At 48.1% G+C, this 21,513-nt stretch carries 20 protein-coding genes, 2 pseudogenes and 1 riboswitch; of the genes and pseudogenes, 21 read left to right on the top strand and 1 reads right to left on the bottom strand.

Features of this window, described 5'->3' with window-relative positions:
• Positions 1–123 precede the first annotated feature (123 nt).
• From AC1DWB_RS17725 to AC1DWB_RS17660, 14 genes and pseudogenes are all read left to right on the top strand, one after another.
• Entirely contained in the window at positions 124–1,650 is a 1,527-nt protein-coding gene (locus tag AC1DWB_RS17725; RefSeq protein ID WP_477542406.1) for a type 2 periplasmic-binding domain-containing protein, read from the top strand.
• Between the two features lie 87 nt (positions 1,651–1,737).
• Complete coding sequence (locus AC1DWB_RS17720; RefSeq protein ID WP_477542405.1) at positions 1,738–2,706, top strand: ABC transporter permease; 969 nt, start codon at positions 1,738–1,740, stop codon at positions 2,704–2,706.
• A gap of 20 nt (positions 2,707–2,726) precedes the next feature.
• Entirely contained in the window at positions 2,727–3,602 is an 876-nt protein-coding gene (locus AC1DWB_RS17715; RefSeq protein WP_477542404.1) for a carbohydrate ABC transporter permease, read from the top strand.
• A 33-nt stretch (positions 3,603–3,635) separates the two neighbouring features.
• Positions 3,636–4,700, top strand: coding sequence for a Gfo/Idh/MocA family protein (locus AC1DWB_RS17710; RefSeq protein WP_477542403.1), 1,065 nt, complete (start codon positions 3,636–3,638; stop codon positions 4,698–4,700).
• Positions 4,701–4,769: 69 nt separating this feature from the next.
• Positions 4,770–6,584: a sensor histidine kinase gene (locus AC1DWB_RS17705; protein WP_477542402.1), complete on the top strand. Its 1,815-nt coding sequence runs from the start codon at positions 4,770–4,772 to the stop codon at positions 6,582–6,584.
• 1 nt (position 6,585) lies between these two features.
• Complete coding sequence (locus AC1DWB_RS17700) at positions 6,586–7,359, top strand: response regulator transcription factor (RefSeq protein ID WP_477542401.1); 774 nt, start codon at positions 6,586–6,588, stop codon at positions 7,357–7,359.
• A gap of 55 nt (positions 7,360–7,414) precedes the next feature.
• A riboswitch (cobalamin riboswitch) is annotated at positions 7,415–7,615 on the top strand.
• A gap of 183 nt (positions 7,616–7,798) precedes the next feature.
• Positions 7,799–8,063 (top strand): annotated as a pseudogene (locus AC1DWB_RS17695) (hypothetical protein); the annotation flags it as partial.
• Between the two features lie 8 nt (positions 8,064–8,071).
• Positions 8,072–8,221, top strand: a pseudogene (locus AC1DWB_RS17690) (precorrin-4 C(11)-methyltransferase); the annotation flags it as partial.
• On the top strand, positions 8,218–8,355 hold the full coding sequence (locus tag AC1DWB_RS17685) for a hypothetical protein (RefSeq protein ID WP_477542400.1): 138 nt from the start codon (positions 8,218–8,220) through the stop codon (positions 8,353–8,355). The pseudogene AC1DWB_RS17690 and the gene AC1DWB_RS17685, both read left to right, overlap by 4 nt.
• Before the next feature lie 3 nt (positions 8,356–8,358).
• Complete coding sequence (locus tag AC1DWB_RS17680; protein ID WP_477542399.1) at positions 8,359–8,562, top strand: hypothetical protein; 204 nt, start codon at positions 8,359–8,361, stop codon at positions 8,560–8,562.
• Positions 8,555–9,979, top strand: a complete 1,425-nt coding sequence (locus AC1DWB_RS17675) for a cobyrinate a,c-diamide synthase (RefSeq protein ID WP_477542398.1) — start codon at positions 8,555–8,557, stop codon at positions 9,977–9,979. The genes AC1DWB_RS17680 and AC1DWB_RS17675 overlap by 8 nt, the downstream gene beginning before the upstream one ends.
• Positions 9,980–10,135 carry a nitroreductase family protein gene (locus AC1DWB_RS17670; protein WP_477542397.1) on the top strand — a complete coding sequence of 52 codons (156 nt, stop codon included), beginning with the start codon at positions 9,980–9,982 and terminating at the stop codon, positions 10,133–10,135.
• 1 nt (position 10,136) lies between these two features.
• Complete coding sequence (locus tag AC1DWB_RS17665) at positions 10,137–10,655, top strand: hypothetical protein (protein WP_477542396.1); 519 nt, start codon at positions 10,137–10,139, stop codon at positions 10,653–10,655.
• Between the two features lie 189 nt (positions 10,656–10,844).
• The gene (locus tag AC1DWB_RS17660) at positions 10,845–11,636 is read left to right on the top strand and encodes a lipoate--protein ligase family protein (RefSeq protein ID WP_477542432.1); all 792 of its coding nucleotides are present in this window, start codon (positions 10,845–10,847) and stop codon (positions 11,634–11,636) included.
• 177 nt (positions 11,637–11,813) lie between these two features.
• Here AC1DWB_RS17660 and dat read toward each other — a convergent pair whose 3' ends face one another.
• Positions 11,814–12,656: a D-amino-acid transaminase gene (gene dat, locus AC1DWB_RS17655; protein ID WP_477542431.1), complete on the bottom strand. Its 843-nt coding sequence runs from the start codon at positions 12,654–12,656 to the stop codon at positions 11,814–11,816.
• A 471-nt stretch (positions 12,657–13,127) separates the two neighbouring features.
• Between dat and AC1DWB_RS17650 the strand changes: the two genes are divergently transcribed.
• The 7 genes from AC1DWB_RS17650 to AC1DWB_RS17620 all read left to right on the top strand — a co-directional run.
• Positions 13,128–15,677, top strand: a complete 2,550-nt coding sequence (locus AC1DWB_RS17650; protein WP_477542430.1) for an adenosylcobalamin-dependent ribonucleoside-diphosphate reductase — start codon at positions 13,128–13,130, stop codon at positions 15,675–15,677.
• Positions 15,678–16,047: 370 nt separating this feature from the next.
• Positions 16,048–16,284, top strand: a complete 237-nt coding sequence (locus AC1DWB_RS17645; RefSeq protein ID WP_477542395.1) for a TniB family NTP-binding protein — start codon at positions 16,048–16,050, stop codon at positions 16,282–16,284.
• The gene (locus AC1DWB_RS17640; RefSeq protein ID WP_477542434.1) at positions 16,281–16,637 is read left to right on the top strand and encodes a hypothetical protein; all 357 of its coding nucleotides are present in this window, start codon (positions 16,281–16,283) and stop codon (positions 16,635–16,637) included. The genes AC1DWB_RS17645 and AC1DWB_RS17640 overlap by 4 nt, the downstream gene beginning before the upstream one ends.
• 1,096 nt (positions 16,638–17,733) lie before the next feature.
• Positions 17,734–18,642 (top strand): ABC transporter permease, encoded by a 909-nt coding sequence (locus AC1DWB_RS17635; protein ID WP_477542394.1) that lies wholly within the window; start codon positions 17,734–17,736, stop codon positions 18,640–18,642.
• A 23-nt stretch (positions 18,643–18,665) separates the two neighbouring features.
• Complete coding sequence (locus AC1DWB_RS17630; RefSeq protein WP_477542393.1) at positions 18,666–19,550, top strand: carbohydrate ABC transporter permease; 885 nt, start codon at positions 18,666–18,668, stop codon at positions 19,548–19,550.
• A gap of 26 nt (positions 19,551–19,576) precedes the next feature.
• Positions 19,577–21,187, top strand: a complete 1,611-nt coding sequence (locus AC1DWB_RS17625; protein WP_477542392.1) for a type 2 periplasmic-binding domain-containing protein — start codon at positions 19,577–19,579, stop codon at positions 21,185–21,187.
• 64 nt (positions 21,188–21,251) lie between these two features.
• Positions 21,252–21,513, top strand: a 262-nt coding sequence (locus AC1DWB_RS17620) for a hypothetical protein (protein WP_477542391.1), incomplete at its 3' end; no start/stop codon positions are given.

Raw genomic sequence — 21,513 nt, 5'->3', positions numbered from 1 at the left:
TATAAGCTCCGGGGCCCCCGCATTCCCGTAAATCAGGATACATTTCGCTTAAAATAGAACCTGTAAGCGCAACCAAAAGTTCAGTAAGATTACAGATATCAAACATGAAAGGGGTTATAAAGAATGAAAAGGAAACATGCGATTGTTTCTCTGGCGGTTATCATGATTACGGGGGCATTGACCGGATGTGGCGGTTCCGAGAATGAAAAACCTTCAAAAGGAGTATCGGCTTCCAACGAGCCAACTAAAATAAAGGCACTTCTCATAGGCGACCCGCCTAAAGTGGACCTTAACAAAGCGAAGGAAGATATCGAGAAACGCAGCAACGTCAAGCTTGAACTCGAAATGGCTATCGAAGATGTATACTCGGATAAAGTCAGCTTGGCGATGGCAAATTCGTCGGCCTACGACCTCATTCTGTTTGACAATGGAAAAGATACCGTGTTCGCCAACTACGTCAAACAGGGCGCCTTCTATGACCTTACACCCTATCTGAAAGAAAAGAAGAATCTAAGCCTGATCCCTGATATCACGTGGAACCAAACGAAGATAGACAATAAAATATACGGTATCCCCCGTCCGCGTCAAATGTATGGGGCGCAAGGAGTCATATCGATCCGTAAAGACTGGTTGGACAAGTACGGTTTGAAAATGCCGGAGACACTGGACGAATATACCCAAGCGATGAAAACTTTTAAGGAGAAGGATCCGGCCAGCGGAGGGAAGACCGTACCGATCGTCACCTACCCTACAAACTCATATTCGGTTTTCGGCTGGCTCGCACCGGTTCAGTTTGCATTAGGCATGCCTAATGGATGGAGAATTGAGAACGGCGTGCCTAAATATGCGATCCAAACACCGGAATACTTGAAGTATCTGAATTGGGTAAAGCAAGCGTGGGCGGATGGACTTTTCGACAAGAACGCCCCAGTATTAAAGTCCTCTCAGGCCCAGGCTCAATATCTTCAAGGTATTGTCGGGACCAGAGCGGCCAATGTTCAGGAATTGAATGACAGCCCAAGCGCCAACATGGCCCAAATTCGTAAAGCCGATGCCAAGGCGGAATTAGCTATCATTCCTTTGTTGAAGGGTCCGGATGGAAAAGGCGGCCTCAGCAAAAGTGCCGGTTATTACGGTTTATGGGTGATACCTAGCACGACACCAAAAGACAAGGTTCAGAAAATCGTCGATTTCCTTGATTTCACGGCTAGCGAGGAAAATCAAGCGTTCATGAAAGCAGGGTTAATCGGCATGCACTCTACAAGTTATAAGGATGGCAAGGTAGAGCAAACGCCTGAGCAGCTGAAGCTGTTCAAGGAAGAACAGCCGAACCTCTGGGTGCTGGAAAATCGTTATGATCCCTATTTATACGTCAATGCAGACGCTTCTGCTCCCGTCAGAAAAGTCATGAAAGACATCACCGACAGCTTTGAAAAAATCGGCATCGTAAACCCATTCGACGGTTTGATTTCGGAAACGAATTCCAAAAATCCGGATAATCTGAAGAAGCTTAGTACCGCCGCATTGAAATACGTCATTGGAGAAGGCACGATCGACGCGGTAAAGGCCGAAATCGAAAGTTGGGAGAAAGCATACGGCAACCAGATTGCCAAGGAGTATATGGAGCAATATAACGCCCAGAAAAAGTAAAACGGATACAAGAGAATTGTCTTCCGGAAGCAGGGGGGCAATTCTCTTTCTATAAGAGGGCATCATGGAATGAAGGAGGGGTTGCAGATGGCTTTGTATCAGGGCGAACAATCGGGGCTGCAAATGAAAGCGCATTATTCTAGGACGACAGCGAAATCTCTATTTAAGAAAAATGCAAAAAAATATGCGTGGTTTTATTTGCTGGCCGCTCCGGGAATGATCTATTTTATTGTGTTTAAATATTTCCCGATGTGGGGCATCTTGCTCGCATTTCAAGACTATAGCCCGTTTATGGGTTTTTGGAAGAGCCCGTGGGTAGGCTTCAAGCATTTTGAGGAATTTTTCACAAATGAATCGTTTTTTCTTCTACTAAAGAACACGCTGATGCTAAGCCTCTATAATTTGACGTTTTATTTTCCTTTTGTCATTTTTTTTGCGATTCTGTTGAACGAGCTGCGCTCCGTATTGATGAGAAGAATCGTGCAGACGGTTGTCTACTTGCCGCATTTTCTTTCCTGGGTCGTAATCGTAGCGCTTACGCTCATTTTCTTCGGGCCGTCCGGTGTCATTAACCATTATTTGGGTCAAGTGATCGGCAAAGAAATCGGGTTCATGACGAGCAATGAATGGTTCCGACCGCTCGCGGTATTTCAGGGAATTTGGAAGGATGCGGGTTGGGGGACGATCATCTTTCTTGCGGCGATTGCAGGCGTGAATCCCGACCTTTATGAAGCAGCCAAGATGGACGGTGCCGGCAGATGGCAGCGAATATGGCATATTACCCTTCCCGGCATCAGGAGCACCATCATCATCTTGTTAGTGCTGCGCATCGGCAGCATTATGGATTCGAACTTCATGCAGGTATTCTTGATGAGCAACGCGCTCAATCAAGACGTCTCCGACGTTCTCGATTTGTATGTATACCGGGTAGGGTTGACGCAGTCCCATTTCAGCTACGGGATTGCGGCCGGATTGTTCAACTCGGCAGTCGGATTGATTTTGGTTATCGTCAGTAACTATTTGGCTAAAAAAGCTGGAGAAGACGGTGTGTTTTAAGCCGGATATGAGGTGCAAACGTGCGTTTAAAGAATAGATTCACCTTATTTGACGCAGCTAATTCATTTTTCATGCTGTTCTACAGCTTGCTGGTGTTTCTTCCGTTCTTGTACATCGTGGCCGTTTCGTTCAGTGGCGGCGGGGAATCGATGGGGGGACGTTTTTTCCTAGTACCGAAGGAATTTTCCCTGGAAGGATATAGATATCTACTATCAACGAATCGATTTCCAAATGCGATTGGCAATACCATTTATATCACAATAGTCGGAACGGCCATCAATTTGCTATTTTCTGTAACGCTTGCCTATGCACTGTCCAAAAAGTTTTTGCCGGGCCGGCGCGTGATGATGCTGATCATTTTTTTCACTATGCTCTTCTCGGCCGGGTTAATACCGAATTATTTGCTGATAAAGTCGCTTGGACTGTTGAATACATACTGGGCGCTGTTATTGCCTGGTGCGACAAATGCTTTCACGATCATGGTAATGAAAACCTTTTTCCAGGGACTTCCGGAAAGCTTGGATGAGGCGGCGCGAATGGACGGAGCAGGGGAAGTGCGAATCTTATGGTCGGTCGTGCTGCCGCTTTCGATGCCGGTTATGGCGACATTCGGACTTATGTTCCTGGTCGGCCACTGGAATGAGTTTTTCGGAGCCGTCATTTATTTGAGCAAGAGCAGTATGTGGACGGTGCAGGTGCTGTTAAGGCAAATGATTATCGTCGGTACAGCAAATATCAATAATGATTATAGCATGGATGAGAAAACGGCCTCTCAGATTGGCGACAGCATCAAAATGGCAGCCATCATCATATCTATGATCCCGATAGTAGCCATTTATCCGTTTTTGCAAAAGTATTTTGCACAAGGATCCATGCTGGGATCGATTAAAGAATAACGTTAACAACTAGAAGAAAGAGGTGCTTTTATTATGAGCCAAAAAATTCGTATCGGCGTCATTGGAGCCGGATCGATCTCCGGATTTCATTTGAGCGCTTACGCCAACCATCCGGAAGTCGAGCTCGTCGCCATTTGCGATTTGAACGAGGAACGAGCCCAGACGAAGGCACAAAAGTACAACGTCCCAAACGTATACACGGACTATAATAAACTGCTGGAAGACGGCAGCATCGATGCCGTCAGCGTCTGCACCTGGAACAATTCGCACGCGCCGATCAGTATCGCCGCGCTGCATGCAGGCAAAAACGTCCTATGCGAGAAGCCGCTTTGCAAAACAGTCGAGGAAGCTCGCGAAATGGAAGCTGCCGTCAAGAAAAGCGGCAAAAAGCTGCTGGTCGGCTTCGTCCGCCGTTTTGCGTCAAACACCCGTATTGTGAAAGAATTTATAGAGAACGGGGATCTTGGCGAGATTTATTACGCGAAGGCTTCCTCTATTCGTCGTTTCGGCAACCCAGGCGGCTGGTTTGCCGATCTGGAGCGCTCCGGCGGCGGCCCGGTTATCGACATCGGCGTGCACGTAATCGACCTCTGCTGGTACTTGATGGGACGTCCAAGGGTCAAAACGATCAGCAGCAACGCCTATCGGAAGCTCGGCAACCGTTCCAACATTGAGAATTTGGCTCACTACAAAGCAGCCGATTACGATAAAAACGTAAACAACGTCGAAGACATGGCTAACGCACTCATCCGCTTTGAGAACGGCGCTTCACTTCTCGTCGACACCAGCTTCACGCTGCACGCGAAGAAAAACGAAGCTATCGTCAAACTCTACGGCGACAAAGGCGGAGTTGAGATCGAACCGGAACTTGCTTTCGTTACTGAAAGATATAACACGATTCTAAACATCGATCCGCAAATCGACAACAAAGGCTTAGATGTAGTCAAAGCCTTCCAAGACGAGATCGATCACTTCGTCGATATGTGCTTTGGTCGCAAAGAAACGCTCAGCCCCGTCGAGGACGGCGTAGAAATGATGAAAATTTTGTGCGGCATTTACGAATCCGCGGAAAAAGGAACGGAAATTACGCTCGAATAAAAAGAGTCATAAGAAAATAGCGAATCTTACATATTTATGGGAGGTAGATGGCCCTCGGGTTGAGGTATAATGAAGCTGAAAGGCGGCGATGACACGATGCGAGCGTCGTTTTTAAGCTTTTTACGAAGAAGTTTTTTTGTTAAAGTGATTTTTATTTTGTTTCTCGTTTCTGTCGTTCCCCTTCTTATTTTCGCTTATGTGTCTATAACCCTCTCCAATCAAGCGGTCATAGACAAAGTTAAGATGCTTAATTCGCAGGTAGTGAACCAAACCATGGAGCGTATCGATATCACGATGTCGCGCATGCAGCAAGTTAGCTTCCAATACGGGATATCGCCAAGTATCATTAATTTAATGGATTCACAAAAGGACTTTTTCAATTATGTCATACAGAATCAGGAGCTGCAGCGGGTATTGGATACGGGCAAAACGGCAATCGGGGACATCGACGATATCGGAGTCTATTCGGTCGAGTCCGGCGAAGTGGTCACTTCACTCGACCCGATTGTTCCGCTGAAACAATCGCGTTACGCTGAACTGATCGAACGATTCGAGCAATCGAACAAACCTTTTTTATTGGTAGTTGACCAGAATGCCGAAGATTCCTTTTTGCAAAACAACAGCTTTTTCATGCGGAAAGTACCGTATTCCAATAGAACCGGCTATAAAGGCGTTATCATCATTACCCTGTCGAACAATGCGCTCAAGCAAACGATTCAGAACATCGATTTGGGACCGGAAGGCGCGATCTATATCCTTTCCCCGGACAGGAAAGTGATCGCCTCGACCAGCAGTGAAGATCCCTTTGTCCTGACCAAACATATCGGGCAGCTTCTGGACAGYTGGCAGCAAAGGGGACGAAGCGATCCGTTTACGATTGGGCAGTCGCTTGTATCCGTGAAACAATCGAAAGAGTTCCACGAATGGATCATCGTCTCGGAAATTCCCGATACTCGTTTGTCGGAGAGCACGCATTTTATTACAAAATCCGCCTTGATCGCACTATTCGTGTTGATGCTGCTAGGTCTGATCGTTTCGTTGGCAATAGGATACAGCCTATATAGCCCTCTGCAACGACTCAGACGTCATATGCAGCTTATCCAGAAGGGAGATTTCACCACGCAAGACAAGAAGTATCCAAACAACGAAATCGGCGATTTAGGTGTAATGTTGAACAAGATGGCTTCCCGACTGCAATTGCTTGTGGAGGATTTACAGAAATCCGAGGAAATGAAGCGACGTAATGAAATCCGCGTGCTGCAGTCACAAATTAACCCGCACATGATGTACAACACCTTGAACACGATCAGCGTCTACGCCACGCTTAGGAATTATAAAAAAATCAAGTCGATGATGCGCAGTCTGATCTCGATCCTGCGATATTCAATGGAAAACTACGAACAACTCGTTCCGCTTTCCCGGGAGTTGAGTTATTTAACCGATTATGTGAGCATAATTCAGCTGCGGTACGATCGTCGTATTTTCCTGAAATTAGAGATAGAAGAGCGTCTAAACGAAATGCTCATTCCAAAATTGCTTTTACAGCCTTTGATCGAAAACTCACTGTTCCACGGTATTTTGGCCAAGGAAGACGATGAAGGATTAATAACCGTTCGGGCTATCCAGGTTTCGGAAGAAAAAGTCCTGCTGCAAGTTGAAGATAATGGCATAGGATTTGATCCGGATCGGCTGAAAGCGCTTTATACTAATTTGATACAAGGTCTGCCGGGTGAGAGCATCGGCGTGAAAAACGTATGGGAGCGGGTTAGACTGCTTTATGGCGAGCAAGCGGACTTTCAAATTCATAACATGGGGAACGGAGCGGTTGTCTCTATCTTCATTCCTAACGGTAGACTGGACTACGAAAGAAAGGATACTTCATAATATGGCACCATATAAAGTGATCATTGTCGAAGACGAGAAGCCGGCTCGCGAAGTGTATAAGCAGATGATCACCGAGAAATACGGTCTGTTCCATGTTGTGGGGGAGGCGACGAACGGGGAAAAAGGGTTGCTGTTGTGTAAAGAGCACAAACCCCACTTTCTGGTCACGGATCTGACGATGCCGGTTATGGGTGGAATCGAGATGATGGTTGAGCTGACCAAGCTGGAACAGGAGATGCCGATTATGGTCATTTTAAGTTGCCATAGTGACTTTCACCTCGCGCAGAAGGCGATCGATCTGGGTGCATCGTCGTATTTGTTGAAGGAAGACTGCATGGCACAAGATACGTTGCTTGCCGAAACGCTAAAGAAGCTTATACCTAAGCTAGAGGGGCACGTCTATGCTGAGCACATGCCAATCAGTGATCATGTGCCCAGTCACCCGAACGACGTCATGGAGTATGTCATTCAGCAACTGAAAGCTGATGTTAGCAAGTCTTATCGTATGGAATCAGTGGCCGCACAAGCTGGCTACAGCGCACCATATTTCAGCGCCATGTTCAAAAAAGCGACTGGTCGAACGTTTACTCAATATATCATGGAGCTGCGGATCAACAAAGCCAAGCTACTAATTACAACTACAAATTTTCGGACACACGAAATCGCTGAGCTGGTCGGTCTGGAAAATTACCGGCATTTCAATAAAATTTTCAAACGAATGGTTGGCATGAATCCAAGTGATTATCGAAATGTCCTGTTGAATGAACATCGATGAATCTAACAATCTATTAGACTTCTTAAAAATGCAGTGGTAAGATAGCAAGTACAATTGCATATGCAAGGGAATAGGTGCCGGACTCGCAATAGTCTGGTTAAAAGGGAAGACCGGTGTAATGCCGGCACGGACCCGCCACTGTAAAGACTGCCTTTATAACAAGGCATTTCTCGTCAATCGCCACTGGATCAGTAGATCTGGGAAGGCGTCGAGAATGAATCCAAGTCAGGAGACCTGCCTATTTCAACAGCACTACGACCCTACGTGGAATTAGGGAGTGTTAGAGATAGGCTAGTTCGTCATATTGGTGTTTTCTGTTTTTTCGTGGAAACTACTTTTCATGTCGAGATCCAAGCATTTCTAACATTCACCATGTTGGAAATGCTTTTTTTATGTTTTTTTCAGTGTAAGGGAGGCATGGGGTATTAAAGGCAAATTGCTAATCATCGGCTATAGCACTTACGTCGACATCATTGCAGAGCTACTAACGGATCAGCTTGTCGTTCGCACCGGTATGACTGAAGAAGTGAGCCGCGCACAGGAAGCCGTTCGTCAGGCTAAGGCTGGTAAAAAAGTAGCGGTTATCTCAAGTGGCGACGCTGGTGTGTACACGGAGAACCCGTCAAATCGTGGAGACGCAAAAAATATTGCTCAAGTATCGTTCCCCGGATACTACGGTCGGGATTGTGAAAAGCGCCTGCCGCTTATGGAAGCCGACATGCGGGAGAAGGACATTCGTTCCCACGCGATGATTCTTGCCGGGTGGGCGCTTGATCCGAATATTCATCACAAGGATGAGTATCGTTCCAAGCTGTACGACAAGGCGTTCACACACCGCTACCGCCGAGGGATCAAGTCATGATGTTGTCGCTGCAAGAAGGGGAGATTCCGACAATCCGCGTAAGCGGAACTTATGCCGTCGTGGCGATTACGAAGCATGGCGTAGAAATGGCGAGAACGCTGCAGGGGAGCTTGGGCCAAGCGGTAGATGTCTAATATATGAGCAAGTTCGGCAGAGGGGACGAAGCGGAGCGCTCGGTTCAGCTGTTCGAAGGAAGTGCGCGGCTGCCGTTCCCTGCCCTGTTCCCGCAGTACCAAGGACTTATCATCATTATTTCGCTTGGCGCACTCGAAAGCCTCAGTCTGGTCAAGAAAAAATCAGGAAACGTGACAATTTCCGTAGGAGTCGTTCAACATGAATAAGCAAAACCAAGAAGCAATTCAACGCAGGTTGATCATAGCTGGAACAGGAAGCAGTGTAGGCAAAACAACGCTAACTATCGGCATCATGTCCGCCTTGCGCAAGCGAGGGCTAGTCGTGCAAGGCTTCAAGTGTGGACCGGATTATATCGATCCCACCTACCATACAGCCGTAACGTCAAGGCCATCCCGTAACCTGGACAGTTGGATGATGAACGAAGATTGTGTTCGGGAAGTATTCAATCGAGGCAGTAAAGGGGCGGACATTTCCATCATAGAAGGGGTTATGGGGTTGTTCGATGGTCGAAGCTCGCTCTCTAACGAGGGGAGTACGGCGCATATAAGTGAAATTGTAGAGGCTCCCGTTCTTCTGGTGCTCAATGTCCAGAGTATGGCCCGCAGCACAGCTGCCATAGTGAAAGGCTTCCAGTCGTTCTCCCCTGGCGTACGGATCGGTGGCATTATCGCCAACAAAGCGGGAAGTGAAAGTCATTACAAGCTGGTGAAGGACGCGATTGAGCAGGAATGCGGCGTTCCCGTCATTGGGCACTTGAAGCGGGACATGCAGCTCGGTATTCCTGAGCGTCATCTCGGACTCGTTCCCTCTATCGGTAGGGGGGAGCTCGAACCCTTCTTCACACGGCTAGGGGAGCAAGTAGCCGAGCATATCGACTTGGATCGGCTTCTGGAAATCGCTGAAAGTCCGCCGCTTTCACTTCCGCTGCGTCTTCTGAATGAATCGCCGCTTTTCACGGATCAGCCGACTTCGAAGCGCGGTATACGCCTGGCTGTAGCCAAGGACGCCGCTTTTCATTTCTATTACCCGGAAAATCTGGAGTTGCTCGAGCAGGCAGGGGCAGAGCTAGTCTTCTTCTCCCCATTGGCAGGCGAGCGTGTTCCTGCTGATGCAGACGGCCTCTATATCGGCGGTGGCTTTCCCGAGGAGTTCGCTGGGCGATTAGCTGAGCTGACCGTGGTTAAGGAATCGTTCAAGCAACGGATAGAACAAGGACTGCCCACTCTGGCAGAATGCGGCGGTTTCATGTTCTTGACGGATTCGATTGAAGATACGCAAGGCAACCGTTATCCCATGGTCGGTCTGATCCAAGGCCAAGTCGTGATGCAGACGAAGTTCGCGGCATTAGGCTATCGAGAAGTGACCGGGATGGACGGTAACTTCCTGCTTGGAACCGGGGACATCGCCAGAGGGCATGAGTTTCATTACTCGACATTCCAGCCTGGTGAACAGCTGCGACTTGCTCCGGCTTTTGAGTCCCAAGGGCGTGCAGGTACCAAACCAGAAGGATATGCAGTCGGAAACTTGGTCGCAGGCTACCCGCATGTTCATTTTGCCTCCAATCCGGGGATGATCCAGAATTGGTTGAATGCTTGCGAGCTCTATAACAAGGAGATCAAGTAAATGTCGATCCAGCAAATATTGCGAAACCGTAGAGCGGTAAGAAGCTGCAAGGCTCAAGAAGTAGAAACAGAGAAAATCTCTGCGCTGCTCGAAGCGGCGGTGTGGGCGCCTAACGACAGGCAGCGTCTTGCGATTCCTGGAAAGAGGCGCTTCTGAGATGGGCCTCACCAACATGAGCTATGTTCACGCCAAGTGGGAAGAGATGCCGGGTGATGAGTTGGCGGATGTCGTGTTCGGGGTCAATTGCTATTACCGGATGCAGGATATTGATCAAGCTCGGATCAATCTTAATAATGGGGCCAGACGATTGGCGATGATCGGGATGACGAGTGGACCGAAGAAGCCGCATTATTGGGATATTCATCAGGAGTTGGGATACCGCATCAAGTTTTCACGTCGCGATTATATCCATCTGACCAACCTGTTGTATGGCCTTGGCATTGACGTAAACTGTAAGATTATCGATCTGCAAAGAACATACACCTATGCGAGTGAGCAGCAGTTTATTGAGCAAAATTTGAACGGCATCCTGACCCCGGACTTTGATCGGACCGAGGCGATGAACATCCTGCTTCGCTACACCAGTACGGTGGATGGAAAAGTAGTCTATGTACACCACTTTAAGGCGGCGCTATTGTATTGGAAGCCGGAGCAGCGACTGTCCCTTAGAAGTTGAGGTAGCGTAGTCGAATGATATGCAGTCTCTTTGTATTGCCAGGTGAAAAGGTGTACCATGTAGGAATGGCAATCTGCAAATCTACATGACTTCCGTCGTATCGGAATAATACCAGACTATCGGGAGGGACACCTTGTGACACCCACATGGCGATTCATTCATACAGGCTTACGCTCTCCAGCGGAAAATATGGCAATCGATGAAGCAATCTTGACCGCTCACAGTGAAGGGCTCGTTCCGCCGACTGTTCGTTTCTACGGCTGGAACCCACCGACCTTATCCATTGGCTACTTTCAGAAAGCAGACAATGAAGTAGACTTCGCCGAAGTGGAACGGAGCGGGATTGGCTTCGTTCGTCGCGCAACCGGGGGACGCGCTGTGCTCCATGACAAGGAGCTGACCTACAGCATCATTGTGTCCGAAGACTATCCGGGCATGCCCACCACAGTTAACGAAGCTTATCGCGTTCTGAGTGAAGGACTTGTGCTTGGCTTCCGCCGACTGGRGTTGCGTGCGGAGATGGTCAGCCTTGCGTCAGAAGAAGAGAAGACGAAGTATTCGACCGCTGGATCAGCAGCTTGCTTCGACTCGCCGTCCTGGTACGAGCTTGTCGTAGAAGGACGCAAGGTTGCAGGCAGCGCGCAGACCCGCCAGAAGGGCGTCGTGCTGCAGCATGGCTCGATCTTACTTGAGCTCGATATCGAGCAGCTGTTCTCGCTTCTTCGCTTCTCCAGCGATAAGATCAAGCAGCGCATGATGGATTCATTCGCGCGCAAGGCCGTTGCCATTGGCGATGTATGCCGCGAGATTGGGCTGCCGCCAGTAACCCTGGCGCAGGCAGAGGCGGCCTTCCAGGCCGGCATCGCCGAAGGGCTGGGCATCACGCTGACCGAGAGCGAGCTAACACCCTACGAGCAGGAGCTCGCAGACCGGTTGGCACGCGAGAAGTATGGGCAAGACGAATGGAACCTGAAGCGGTAATCGCCTCAGGTTCTATTTTATAACGGAACCTTTTTCCGTTATTTCATCAAACGCAAGTGAGTGGCTCGAATTAGGGGAACTTTTTTCCGTTAAATCAAAATAAATCACACAGCATCGGATGGAGCAGAGCAATAGTGGAAATCCTTTCCGTTATTCTCAGTATGTGCAGTCACCTCACTAAGCCAACGCATCAATTCGCTGCTGGAATGCTTCCTGCAACGCTTGTACGATCGGCCCAGACTGGCCGGTCCCTACAGATGAGCCGTCTATCGAGACGACTGGCGTAATCTCTGCTGACGTGCTGGCAATGAACACTTCATCTGCCGAGGTCAGTTCTTCAAGTGTGAACTTCTGCTCCAGGAAGGGGATACCGAGCTGTTGAGCGAGTTCGATCAGGACCAGGCGGGTAATGCCATGGAGAATCAGATGGTTAGCCGGATGTGTGTAGATGGTGCCGCCGCGAACCATAAGTACATTAGATGAACTGCTTTCCGTCACCGTCCCGTCCCGATGGAAGATGACATCATCTGCCCCGTGATCCAGGGCGTCTTGCTTGGCCATCACGTTGGGCAGCAGATTGAGTGTCTTAATATCACAGCGAAGCCAGCGAATGTCCGGTCTTGTCACGACTGCAATCCCACGGGACATAGTCTCATAAGGCCTCGTCAACTCGGAACAGAAGGCGGTTATGACAGGTTCTGTCCGAAGCGGAAAAGCATGCGTCCGTGGTGCAACACCGCGGGTGATTTGTATGTAAACCGTTCCTTCGACAAGCCGCTCTTCGTTTATAAGTTGCAGCAAATACATGTCTAACTGCTCGATGGAATAGGGCAACTGCAGTCTAATCTCATTCAAACTTCGCTCCAGCCTGCGATAATGCGGCTCACTTTCGAACATCTTACCGTTGTAAACCCGGAATACTTCATAGATGCCATCTCCGAATACGTATCCCCGGTCGACATATGAAATGGTCGCTTCATCTCTTGAAATGATACGGTTGTTGGCTAACAGCAGCTTCAATTCCGGCACCTCGTTTTCGTTGATTTGATAATAGTAGCAAGCGTCGAACACGATGTCAAAACACATTTACAACCCTTTCCCTGGATGACAAACAATGGATTGGACAAAGTAAGGAGCAGATAGTACACTGGGTTTTCGGATGATTGCGGCAGGCTTGAGCCGAGAAAAAATTATAAGAAACAGAGATTGATAGAGAAATAACGAGAGAACGAGATTCTACTTCCGAATTCTTCCTGATAATCGCATCTGCTTCACTAGATACACAACATATTGTATTGTATAATGATTTTCGCACACTATATATTGTGGTGAGGCCGACACATTTTCAGATCCATTCTACATATCATATTACTAAAAGTTTGGCAAACATGTCGAAAGAACTATATTTTTTAGGAGGTTTTTTCTTTGGAAACTGTACAAGCAAAGCGGTTGGAAGGCTTGAGCGAGAAAATATTTTTGGACCGGTACGCCATGAAAGATGCCGATACGGAGCATACCAAGGTTGGCGATACCGTTCTTGTACTGACCAAAGACGACCCGAAATTTCCGAGCAAGGACGTAGGTGAAGTTATCGCGCGGCAAGGCCGCCAAGTGACGATCAAGCTGCGGAACGGAGAATTGTTCGAGTCCACCATAGAGAAACTGACGTTGAACGTTGAACATACACCTGAGCAAATGTGGGACCGATTGGCTACTGCTATGGCATCGGTTGAAGCTACACCCGAAAAGCAAAAGGAATGGAAAGATAAATTCAATTACATTCTAGACGACTGGAAGCTCGTTCCAGGGGGCCGGATTGCTGCGGGAGCAGGTGCTAGTGATGAGCTTACCCTGTTCAACTGCTACGTAATCCCTTCTCCTCATGACAGCAGAGGCGGTATTATGAGCACGTTGTCCGAGATGACCGAGATCATGTCTCGCGGCGGCGGTGTTGGTATCAACCTGTCGTCTCTGCGTCCTCGCCGCTCCGTTGTGAAGGGCGTGAACGGCTCATCCAGCGGTGCTGTATCATGGGGTGGACTGTTCAGCTACACGACCGGACTGATCGAACAAGGCGGCAGCCGTCGTGGAGCGCTGATGCTCATGATTAACGACTGGCATCCGGATCTCGTTGACTTTATTACGGTCAAATCGACCATGGGGCAAATTACGAACGCTAACTTATCCGTATGCGTGAGCAACGGTTTTATGAAAGCTGTTAAGGAAGATCTCGATTGGGATCTCGTATTCCCGGACACAACAGATCCTACCTACAATGACACTTGGGATGGCGATCTGACTAAATGGCGTGAAGCTGGCAAGAACGTTCGCATATACCGCACCGTTAAAGCACGTGAAGTATGGCATACGATCATCGAATCCGCTTGGAAATCAGCAGAGCCGGGCGTCGTCTTCATGGAATATTACAATCAAATGTCCAACAGCTGGTACTTCAATCCGATCATCTGCACGAATCCGTGCGGGGAGCAGGGGCTTCCGGCTTGGGGTGTCTGCAACTTGTCGGCCGTTAATCTGTCCAAGTTTTACGATGAGAAGAAGCATGATGTGGACTGGGATGATCTAGGGAAAACCGTTCGCTACTCGGTACGTTTCCTGGATAATGTCATCGACAAAACTCCTTATCATTTCGAAGAGAATCAGATCAATCAGCAGGGCGAACGCCGCGTAGGCTTGGGCACGATGGGACTGGCCGAGTTGATGATCAAGCTGGAAATTCGCTACGGTAGCGCTGAGTCGCTTGTGTTCCTGGACAAATTATATGGGTTCATGGCTCGCGAAGCGTACTTGTCCTCWGCGGATATCGCGGGTGAGAAGGGCTCCTTCAAGCACTATGACCGTGACAAGTTTCTACAGAGCGGTTTCATGAAGCAGATCGTCGCCTCCTATCCGGAAGTCGGTTCCGCGATCGTGAAGAAAGGCATTCGCAACGTGACCGTCATCACTCAAGCGCCAACAGGCAGCACGGGGACGATGGTTGGAACGTCCACTGGTATTGAACCGTACTTCGCCTTTGAATATTTCCGTCAGAGCCGTCTTGGCTTCGACAAACAATACGTGCCGATCGCACAGGATTGGAAAGACAAGAACCCGAATCAGGACTTGCCGGACTACTTCGTCACTTCCATGAGCTTATCGGCGAAAGATCATATCCGCGTACAGGCCGCCATTCAGAAGTGGGTCGATAGCTCGATCTCGAAGACGGCTAATGCTCCGCATGACTTCACCGTCGAAGAGACGAAAGAGTTGTATGAGCTGGCATTCGACCTTGGCTGTAAGGGTGTAACGATCTACCGTGATGGCAGCCGTGATGTGCAAGTGCTCTCTACCGCTAAGGACGAGAAGAAGGAAGAGCCGGCTAAGGTGGCCCCAGCAGTTGAAGCGAGCGATGTTGCTGATGATGGGAAAGCAACTCAGGCTGCTCAGACCGAATTGGCCGAGTTGTCCAGTACACTCGCCGTGACGATCGATCCGAAGACACAGCAAGTGTTCGACAAGCAATACAAGCGCCGTCCGCAAATCTTGAAGGGCGCTACCTATAAATTCAATACACCGTTCGGTATGGCGTATATTACGATCAACGATATGAACGACAGCCCGAGTGAAATATTCCTGAATGTGGGCAAGGCCGGTTCCGACGTATTCGCGATGTCCGAAGCGCTCGGCCGTGTCATCTCCTTGTTCCTCCGCTACGGCGATCATGGCAACAAGGCGCAGCTGCTAATCAAGCATCTGAAAGGTATTGGCGGCTCAGGCGCTATCGGCTTCGGCCCGAATCGCGTCGAGTCGATCGCTGACGCAGTCGCGAAGGCGCTCGAAACGCACATCGGCGAGGACGATGCCGATGAGTACGTCACCGCTACGCAAGAGGTGACGGCTACTGCCGAGAAGCCAACGTTCACGTACGCCGTCGTCTCCGACAGCTCGTCGCTCGACCTGTGCCCGTCGTGCGGCAGCGCCTCCCTCGTCAACTCCGAGGGATGCAAGAACTGCACCAACTGCGGCTATAGCCGCTGTTCGTAAAATAGAGCCCGGGGTGGGAGCCCCGGGCTCTGTGATTTTTCATCAAAAGTTATAAATGTTTCATAATAAGTTGTAGAAATTGTTTCAAGATTACACATCTATCTCGACATGCACTTATTTGTATATTTATGCATAATAACGTTTATGCCCACCATCAAAATGGTTGGGCTTTTTTTCGTGTTGATTCAACAACTCACGCGGCATTGAGGCTGGGGTTTAAAATTGGTCATCGATTCATTAGGTAGGATAATGCCTTGTCATATTTTTTGAGTTATGAGATACATGTGGAAGCGAGGGTACAGACTTAGAAAGCAGCTATCGTTTATTAACAAAAGTGCACAGTTGGCCACAATTTTATTTTTGAACCAGAATGATAATACTCGGAAGAGGCAGGATTCTAAATTACTTTGAAAAGTGTGGAGTCCAGATGCTTATCCTTGATGAATTCCAACATATTATCGATAGTGACACGAAACGTGTAATTCAAAAGGTGGCAGACTGGATTAAGGGCCTTGTGAACACTTTAAAGATACCTATAATCCTTTGTGGTGTTCCTGAATCGGAAAAATCTTTAAAGTTAATATCCAATTGGACAATAGGTTTATGAATCGGCTACGGTTAAAGCCTTTTACATTTGACAAAGACTTTCGATCTTTCTTGAAAGCTGTGGATGAGGAACTCCCTTTTGAGAAAAGATCAAATCTTTCCGATCCACATATGGCCGAAAAGTTATATTACGCATCACGTGGAAATCTACGCGTTTTGATGAAATTGTTTGAAATAGCTACATACGAGGCTGTTGCCACTTCGAGGAACCAGTTAACTGAGGATGATTTTTACATAGCGTTTAATGCTATCAGACTTTCGTCCAGACCACTAACTGTTAATCCGTTTAATGATGCAAGCTTTAACTATAAAAAATCGATTGCTATAGAAAAAATGAAGAAGGATGATAAATAACTGTTTAGGTTGGATATCGTTCGGTTTGGTCAATGTGCCTTGAAGCATAACAGTTTGATGGGTTCAATAAGGGACGATCGCGAGAGTAAAATTATTACTATGTCCAACATGTCCCATCATAAAGGGCACAGGTCAAAGTAAAGAGGTGCAGCATTGCATCTCTTTTTCTGTTTTTGTGAAGGGTTCGCATAACTTTATGAGAAGATCTCATTGAGAATGGCCTTAGTTCTTTTTAAATCATCAGGCCCTAGTTTTATAAGTGAAAATAATATGTCCATAATGTCTGATTCTTTGGTAGTTAGATTTTGTGAAATCACTCTCTTATACGAAAACAACTTATAATGCTCCCATAGGTTGAGACACGGGAGGGAAAAAAAGTTATGACGGATTGTAATATGAAGTGCGACAGCTAAACACAAAGAAGCCCATGAATGGATTCGTGTAAAATGGAAGTTACCACACCACCATCATTTACAGGAGAACCCCTGGGAGAGTAGGACGTTCCAATCCATGAACAAGCCCTAGCCAGCTTATGCTAGTAGGGGCTTGTTTTTTGTTTTAAGCGCTGAGTAGCCTATGTAAGCCTGCGTTTTTCCGCGGGTTCTTTCGCATGCTTGTAATTTGGAGGAGCAAGGAACGGCTAACGGAGTCTCCTTCGCGAGAATGTGATCGCCTTTGAAATCATGTGAAGGCCGCAGGCGGCATCTCATCCAAGATCAAAAATACCCCGCACCTCTCCGCGTTAACGTATATCCTTCTCCAAAACACGCCGTTTTTCTTGTTATTTCCGCATTTATACGATGCATCGAGGCATTTTCGCCATTCGGTTTGTGACTGGGAAACAGTTTATTGACGTATTTTTGCGGTTCGGATTATAGTAAGCCTACAGTCAATCGGCGATGCGAAAGGGATGGCCACTCGATCGCTCATCGTGCCGGATGCTGAAATGATGAAGCTGGAATCGTAAAGGTAAAATGCAGCGAGGAGGAATCATCTTGGCAAACAAGCGCTAGCTGGCAGCGCGTATTGAAAACAAGGGAGAGAGAACCCAGATCCTTGGATCGTACAAAAGAGGGTTCGGGAAAGGGACTAAAGAATGAATACTGTACTCGGCAGAAGGTTGTACCGACATAGGTGGTTGTATGTCATGATGCTGCCCAGCTTGGTTTATTACATTGTATACAAGTATATTCCCATGTTTGGGCTGGTTATTGCCTTTAAGGACTATAGGATTATGGATGGCTTGTGGCACAGCTCGTGGGTAGGGTTGGCCCATTTCAAAGAAGTGTTCAGCAATCGCGACTTCGTTAGTCTGCTGCGCAATACGCTTGTGATCAGCGGCTACAAGATCATTTTCGGCACAATTCCGGAACTTTTTCTTGCCCTGCTGCTAAATGAGGTGCGTGTTCGCTGGTATAAGAAGGCTGTACAAACGATTGTCTATTTCCCCTATTTTTTATCCTGGGTAATCATTTATGGGATCTTGCTGATGTTCCTATCTCCAAGCACAGGGCTCATCAATGATATCTTAAAAGAGTGGGGATTAAAGCCGATTAGCTTCTTAACATCGAACGATTGGTTCAGAAGCGTTCTGGTTTCCTCCGAAATATGGAAGGACGTCGGATTTGGCTCCATTATATATTTGGCCGCAATTGCTGGTGTCGATCCGCATTTATACGAAGCGGCGACGATGGACGGTGCGGGCAGATGGCGGCGAATGTGGCATATCACGGTGCCTGGCATCCGGAATGTGTTCGTCTTGCTTATGATTTTGAAAGTGGGTCATATTCTTGATGCGGGCTTTAGCCAAATCTATGTGTTGTACAATTCGCTCGTTTACAAGACGGCGGATATTATCGACACTTGGGTATTTAGAAGAGGATTGGAGCAGATGCAGTACAGCTATGCGACAGCTGTAGGGTTGTTTAAATCCTTTGTCGGGTTGATCTTGATATTTGTAACCAATAAGATAGCCAAAAAATTCGGACAAACGGGGATCTGGTAGCGTGAGGAGGTGAGAGACATCAAATGACAACTGACAAATCTTTAAGTACGAGAATAGGGAATATGGGGATTTACTTGCTGCTGGGGCTTGTCGCCTTTTCCGCATTGTTTCCGCTTGTGTATGTATTCATCGTATCGATTACACCCATGTCGGAGGTAGCCAGGAACGGCGGATTCAACGTATTTCCCCACGAGGTAAACTTTCAGGCCTATAAAGCCGTATTTTCTAGTCCGCTTGTCCCAAAGGCGCTTCAAGTCACCATTACGGTCACCGTCCTCGGAACATTGGCTAATTTGCTATTTACGATGCTGATGGCTTATCCGTTAGCGACGAAGAGCCTGCCGTTTCGCAGCACTATACTTATGTTTCTGGTGTTCACCCTTTTGTTTAGCGGCGGCTTGATCCCAACCTATCTGGTGGTTCATGCTACCGGCCTTATTGACACACTTGGCGCTTTGATCGTTCCCGGGCTGATCTCGACGTTTTATTTATTCATCATGAAAACCTTCTTCGAGAATTTCCCGGAAGAATTGATCGATTCGGCGAGAATCGATGGAGTCGGCGAAATTCAATTGCTGTTCTCGATCATTTTACCGCTGTCTAAGCCGGTTATTGCAACGTTGGGACTGTTTTATGGGGTATCGCACTGGAACGACTTTTTCAACGCTATTATGTATATCAACAATCCGGATCTGATGCCGCTGCAAGTCGTTCTTCGCAATATGCTGGTTGGTTCGACTATGGCCAGCGATCTTCAGTTGATGAGTCCGCAGCTGATGGCCGAAGTCCCGGGCGAGACGTTCAAGATGGCGCTCGTGATCGTCTCCACCATCCCGATTATGCTGGTCTATCCGTTTCTGCAAAAATATTTGACACAGGGCATGCTTTTAGGTGCCGTTAAAGGCTAATCGACGAACAATAGGGGGCATTCCGAATGAAAAAAATGGTTAAATCTGCGCTGATTATGACGCTGATTCTTGCCACGGGCGCAGTTTCCGCTTGCAGCACGAAGAAAAATACCGATACGCCGCAGCCGCGGGGCAATGATACCGCTACGGCAACCCCTGCAGCAACCGACAGCGGAAAACGGGAAACCATTGAAATTTACAGCTACAACCCGAACGCGAACAGCGCACTCCCACCTGAGAGCGAAGATTTCGTTAAGCAGGCGATCGAAAAGAAGTTTAACGTAACGCTGAAATTGACTTACAATATGGTAGAGGGCACAGATCGGTACAACAAGCTTAATGTTCGCCTCGCATCGAACGATTCGCCTGACATTATTATCAGCGGGGGCACACCAGGACTCGATTACAAAAAGAACGGGGTACTGGCGGATATAAACGAATTTGTCAGTCCGGAGAAAATGCCGAATTATTTTAAATGGACGACACCGGAAGTCGTATTTAAACGTTATTCAATGGACAAATCGAAGCCGGAAATTCAGCGGATTCCGATTCCTGTCGTGAAAAGAACGCTCGTATCCTATTACATCCGTCAGGATTGGCTGAATAAACTCAGCTTGAAGGTTCCGACCAATCTGGATGAGTTCATGAAAGTAGCGCATGCGTTTACATTCAACGATCCGGATGGCAACGGAAAGAACGATACGTACGGATTTTCCGTAGCGGCCGGCGGAAACGGGACGGGGGTCGAATGGCCGCAATTTGCGGCAAATGGGATCGAAGGCGTGCTCTATACGAAGGACAACAAACTTGTTCATTATCAGATGGATCCGCGGACGGAAGCCGTTCTGCGGGATATCAACAAGATGATCAAAGACGGTTCCGTAGATCCGGACTGGTTCCTGCAAAAAGGGACCGCGCACATCGATAAAGCCGTGCAGGGGAAAGTTGGCATAATCCGTGATGCAAGCGGGAAGTTCGGGTTGGAGAGCGTTCCGACTTCGGGAGCAAGCCGCAGCAAGGAAATTAATCCGAAAGCGACCTGGACGGCATTTAACCCGAATGAAGGGATTCCGTTCTGGCAAGATAACCTTCCTGGCTCCGGATTCATGGTTACGAAAACGGCTGCCCAAAATCCGGCTAAGGTACAGAAGGCTTTCCAAATCATCGATTATTTGTCGAGCGAAGAAGGCTACTTGTTGACGCATTACGGTAAAGAAGGCGTTCATTACACCCGCAAAGGAAATGTAATCACGATCCTGCCCGAGAATGTAAAGAGGGATATCGAGGACAAAGGAAACTGGCTTGGGATCTATCAAGTGTTCAATCAGGATGAAGCGCAAACGATTGGTTTGGAAGTCATCGATCCAAGAGAAACGGATAAAGACAGAGAGACCATCAAGAAACTCAGAAGCTACCCGATCTCGACGAGTATTGGAACGAATGTAGCACCGCCCCAAGGTGTCGATCTTCCGGCGCAGTCTAAGCTTGAGAATGAAACGATGGCCAAAATCGCCTTGGGCGAATTGCCGCCGGAACAGTGGAAAACGACGCTCGATAAGATCATGAATGAATTGGGCGGCAAAGCTCTTCTCGATTCATATGCGGAACAAGCAAGAGCGGCCGGCGTCATTAAATAGCCGAGCAGTTCCGTGAGCCGCCGCTGCTCTGGGAAAGTCTTTCATCGTACAAGGGGGAATCCGGTTGTACAGAAATTGGTTTTATCGGCTGCTGCTATCCTACTTGCCCGTGTTTATCATCATCGTTGCAGGGTTGCTGCTGATCTCCTTTATGGCCGTGAGCGATCTTTCCAAGAGAGCGGCTTCCAAAGCTAACGAAGCATTTATCAGGGATGTGCTGCAGACCGTCGACAAGCCATTGCGGGAAATCGACCAAGCCCTGACGCGAGAAATTCTTGCAACATTGCGGGAAATCGACCAAGCCCTGACGCGAGAAATTCTTGCAA

It is taken from the genome of Paenibacillus sp. P4_E11, from assembly GCF_056401635.1.
Note: the sequence above shows the minus strand (reverse complement) of the source record. Positions and strands in the feature narration are given on the sequence as shown.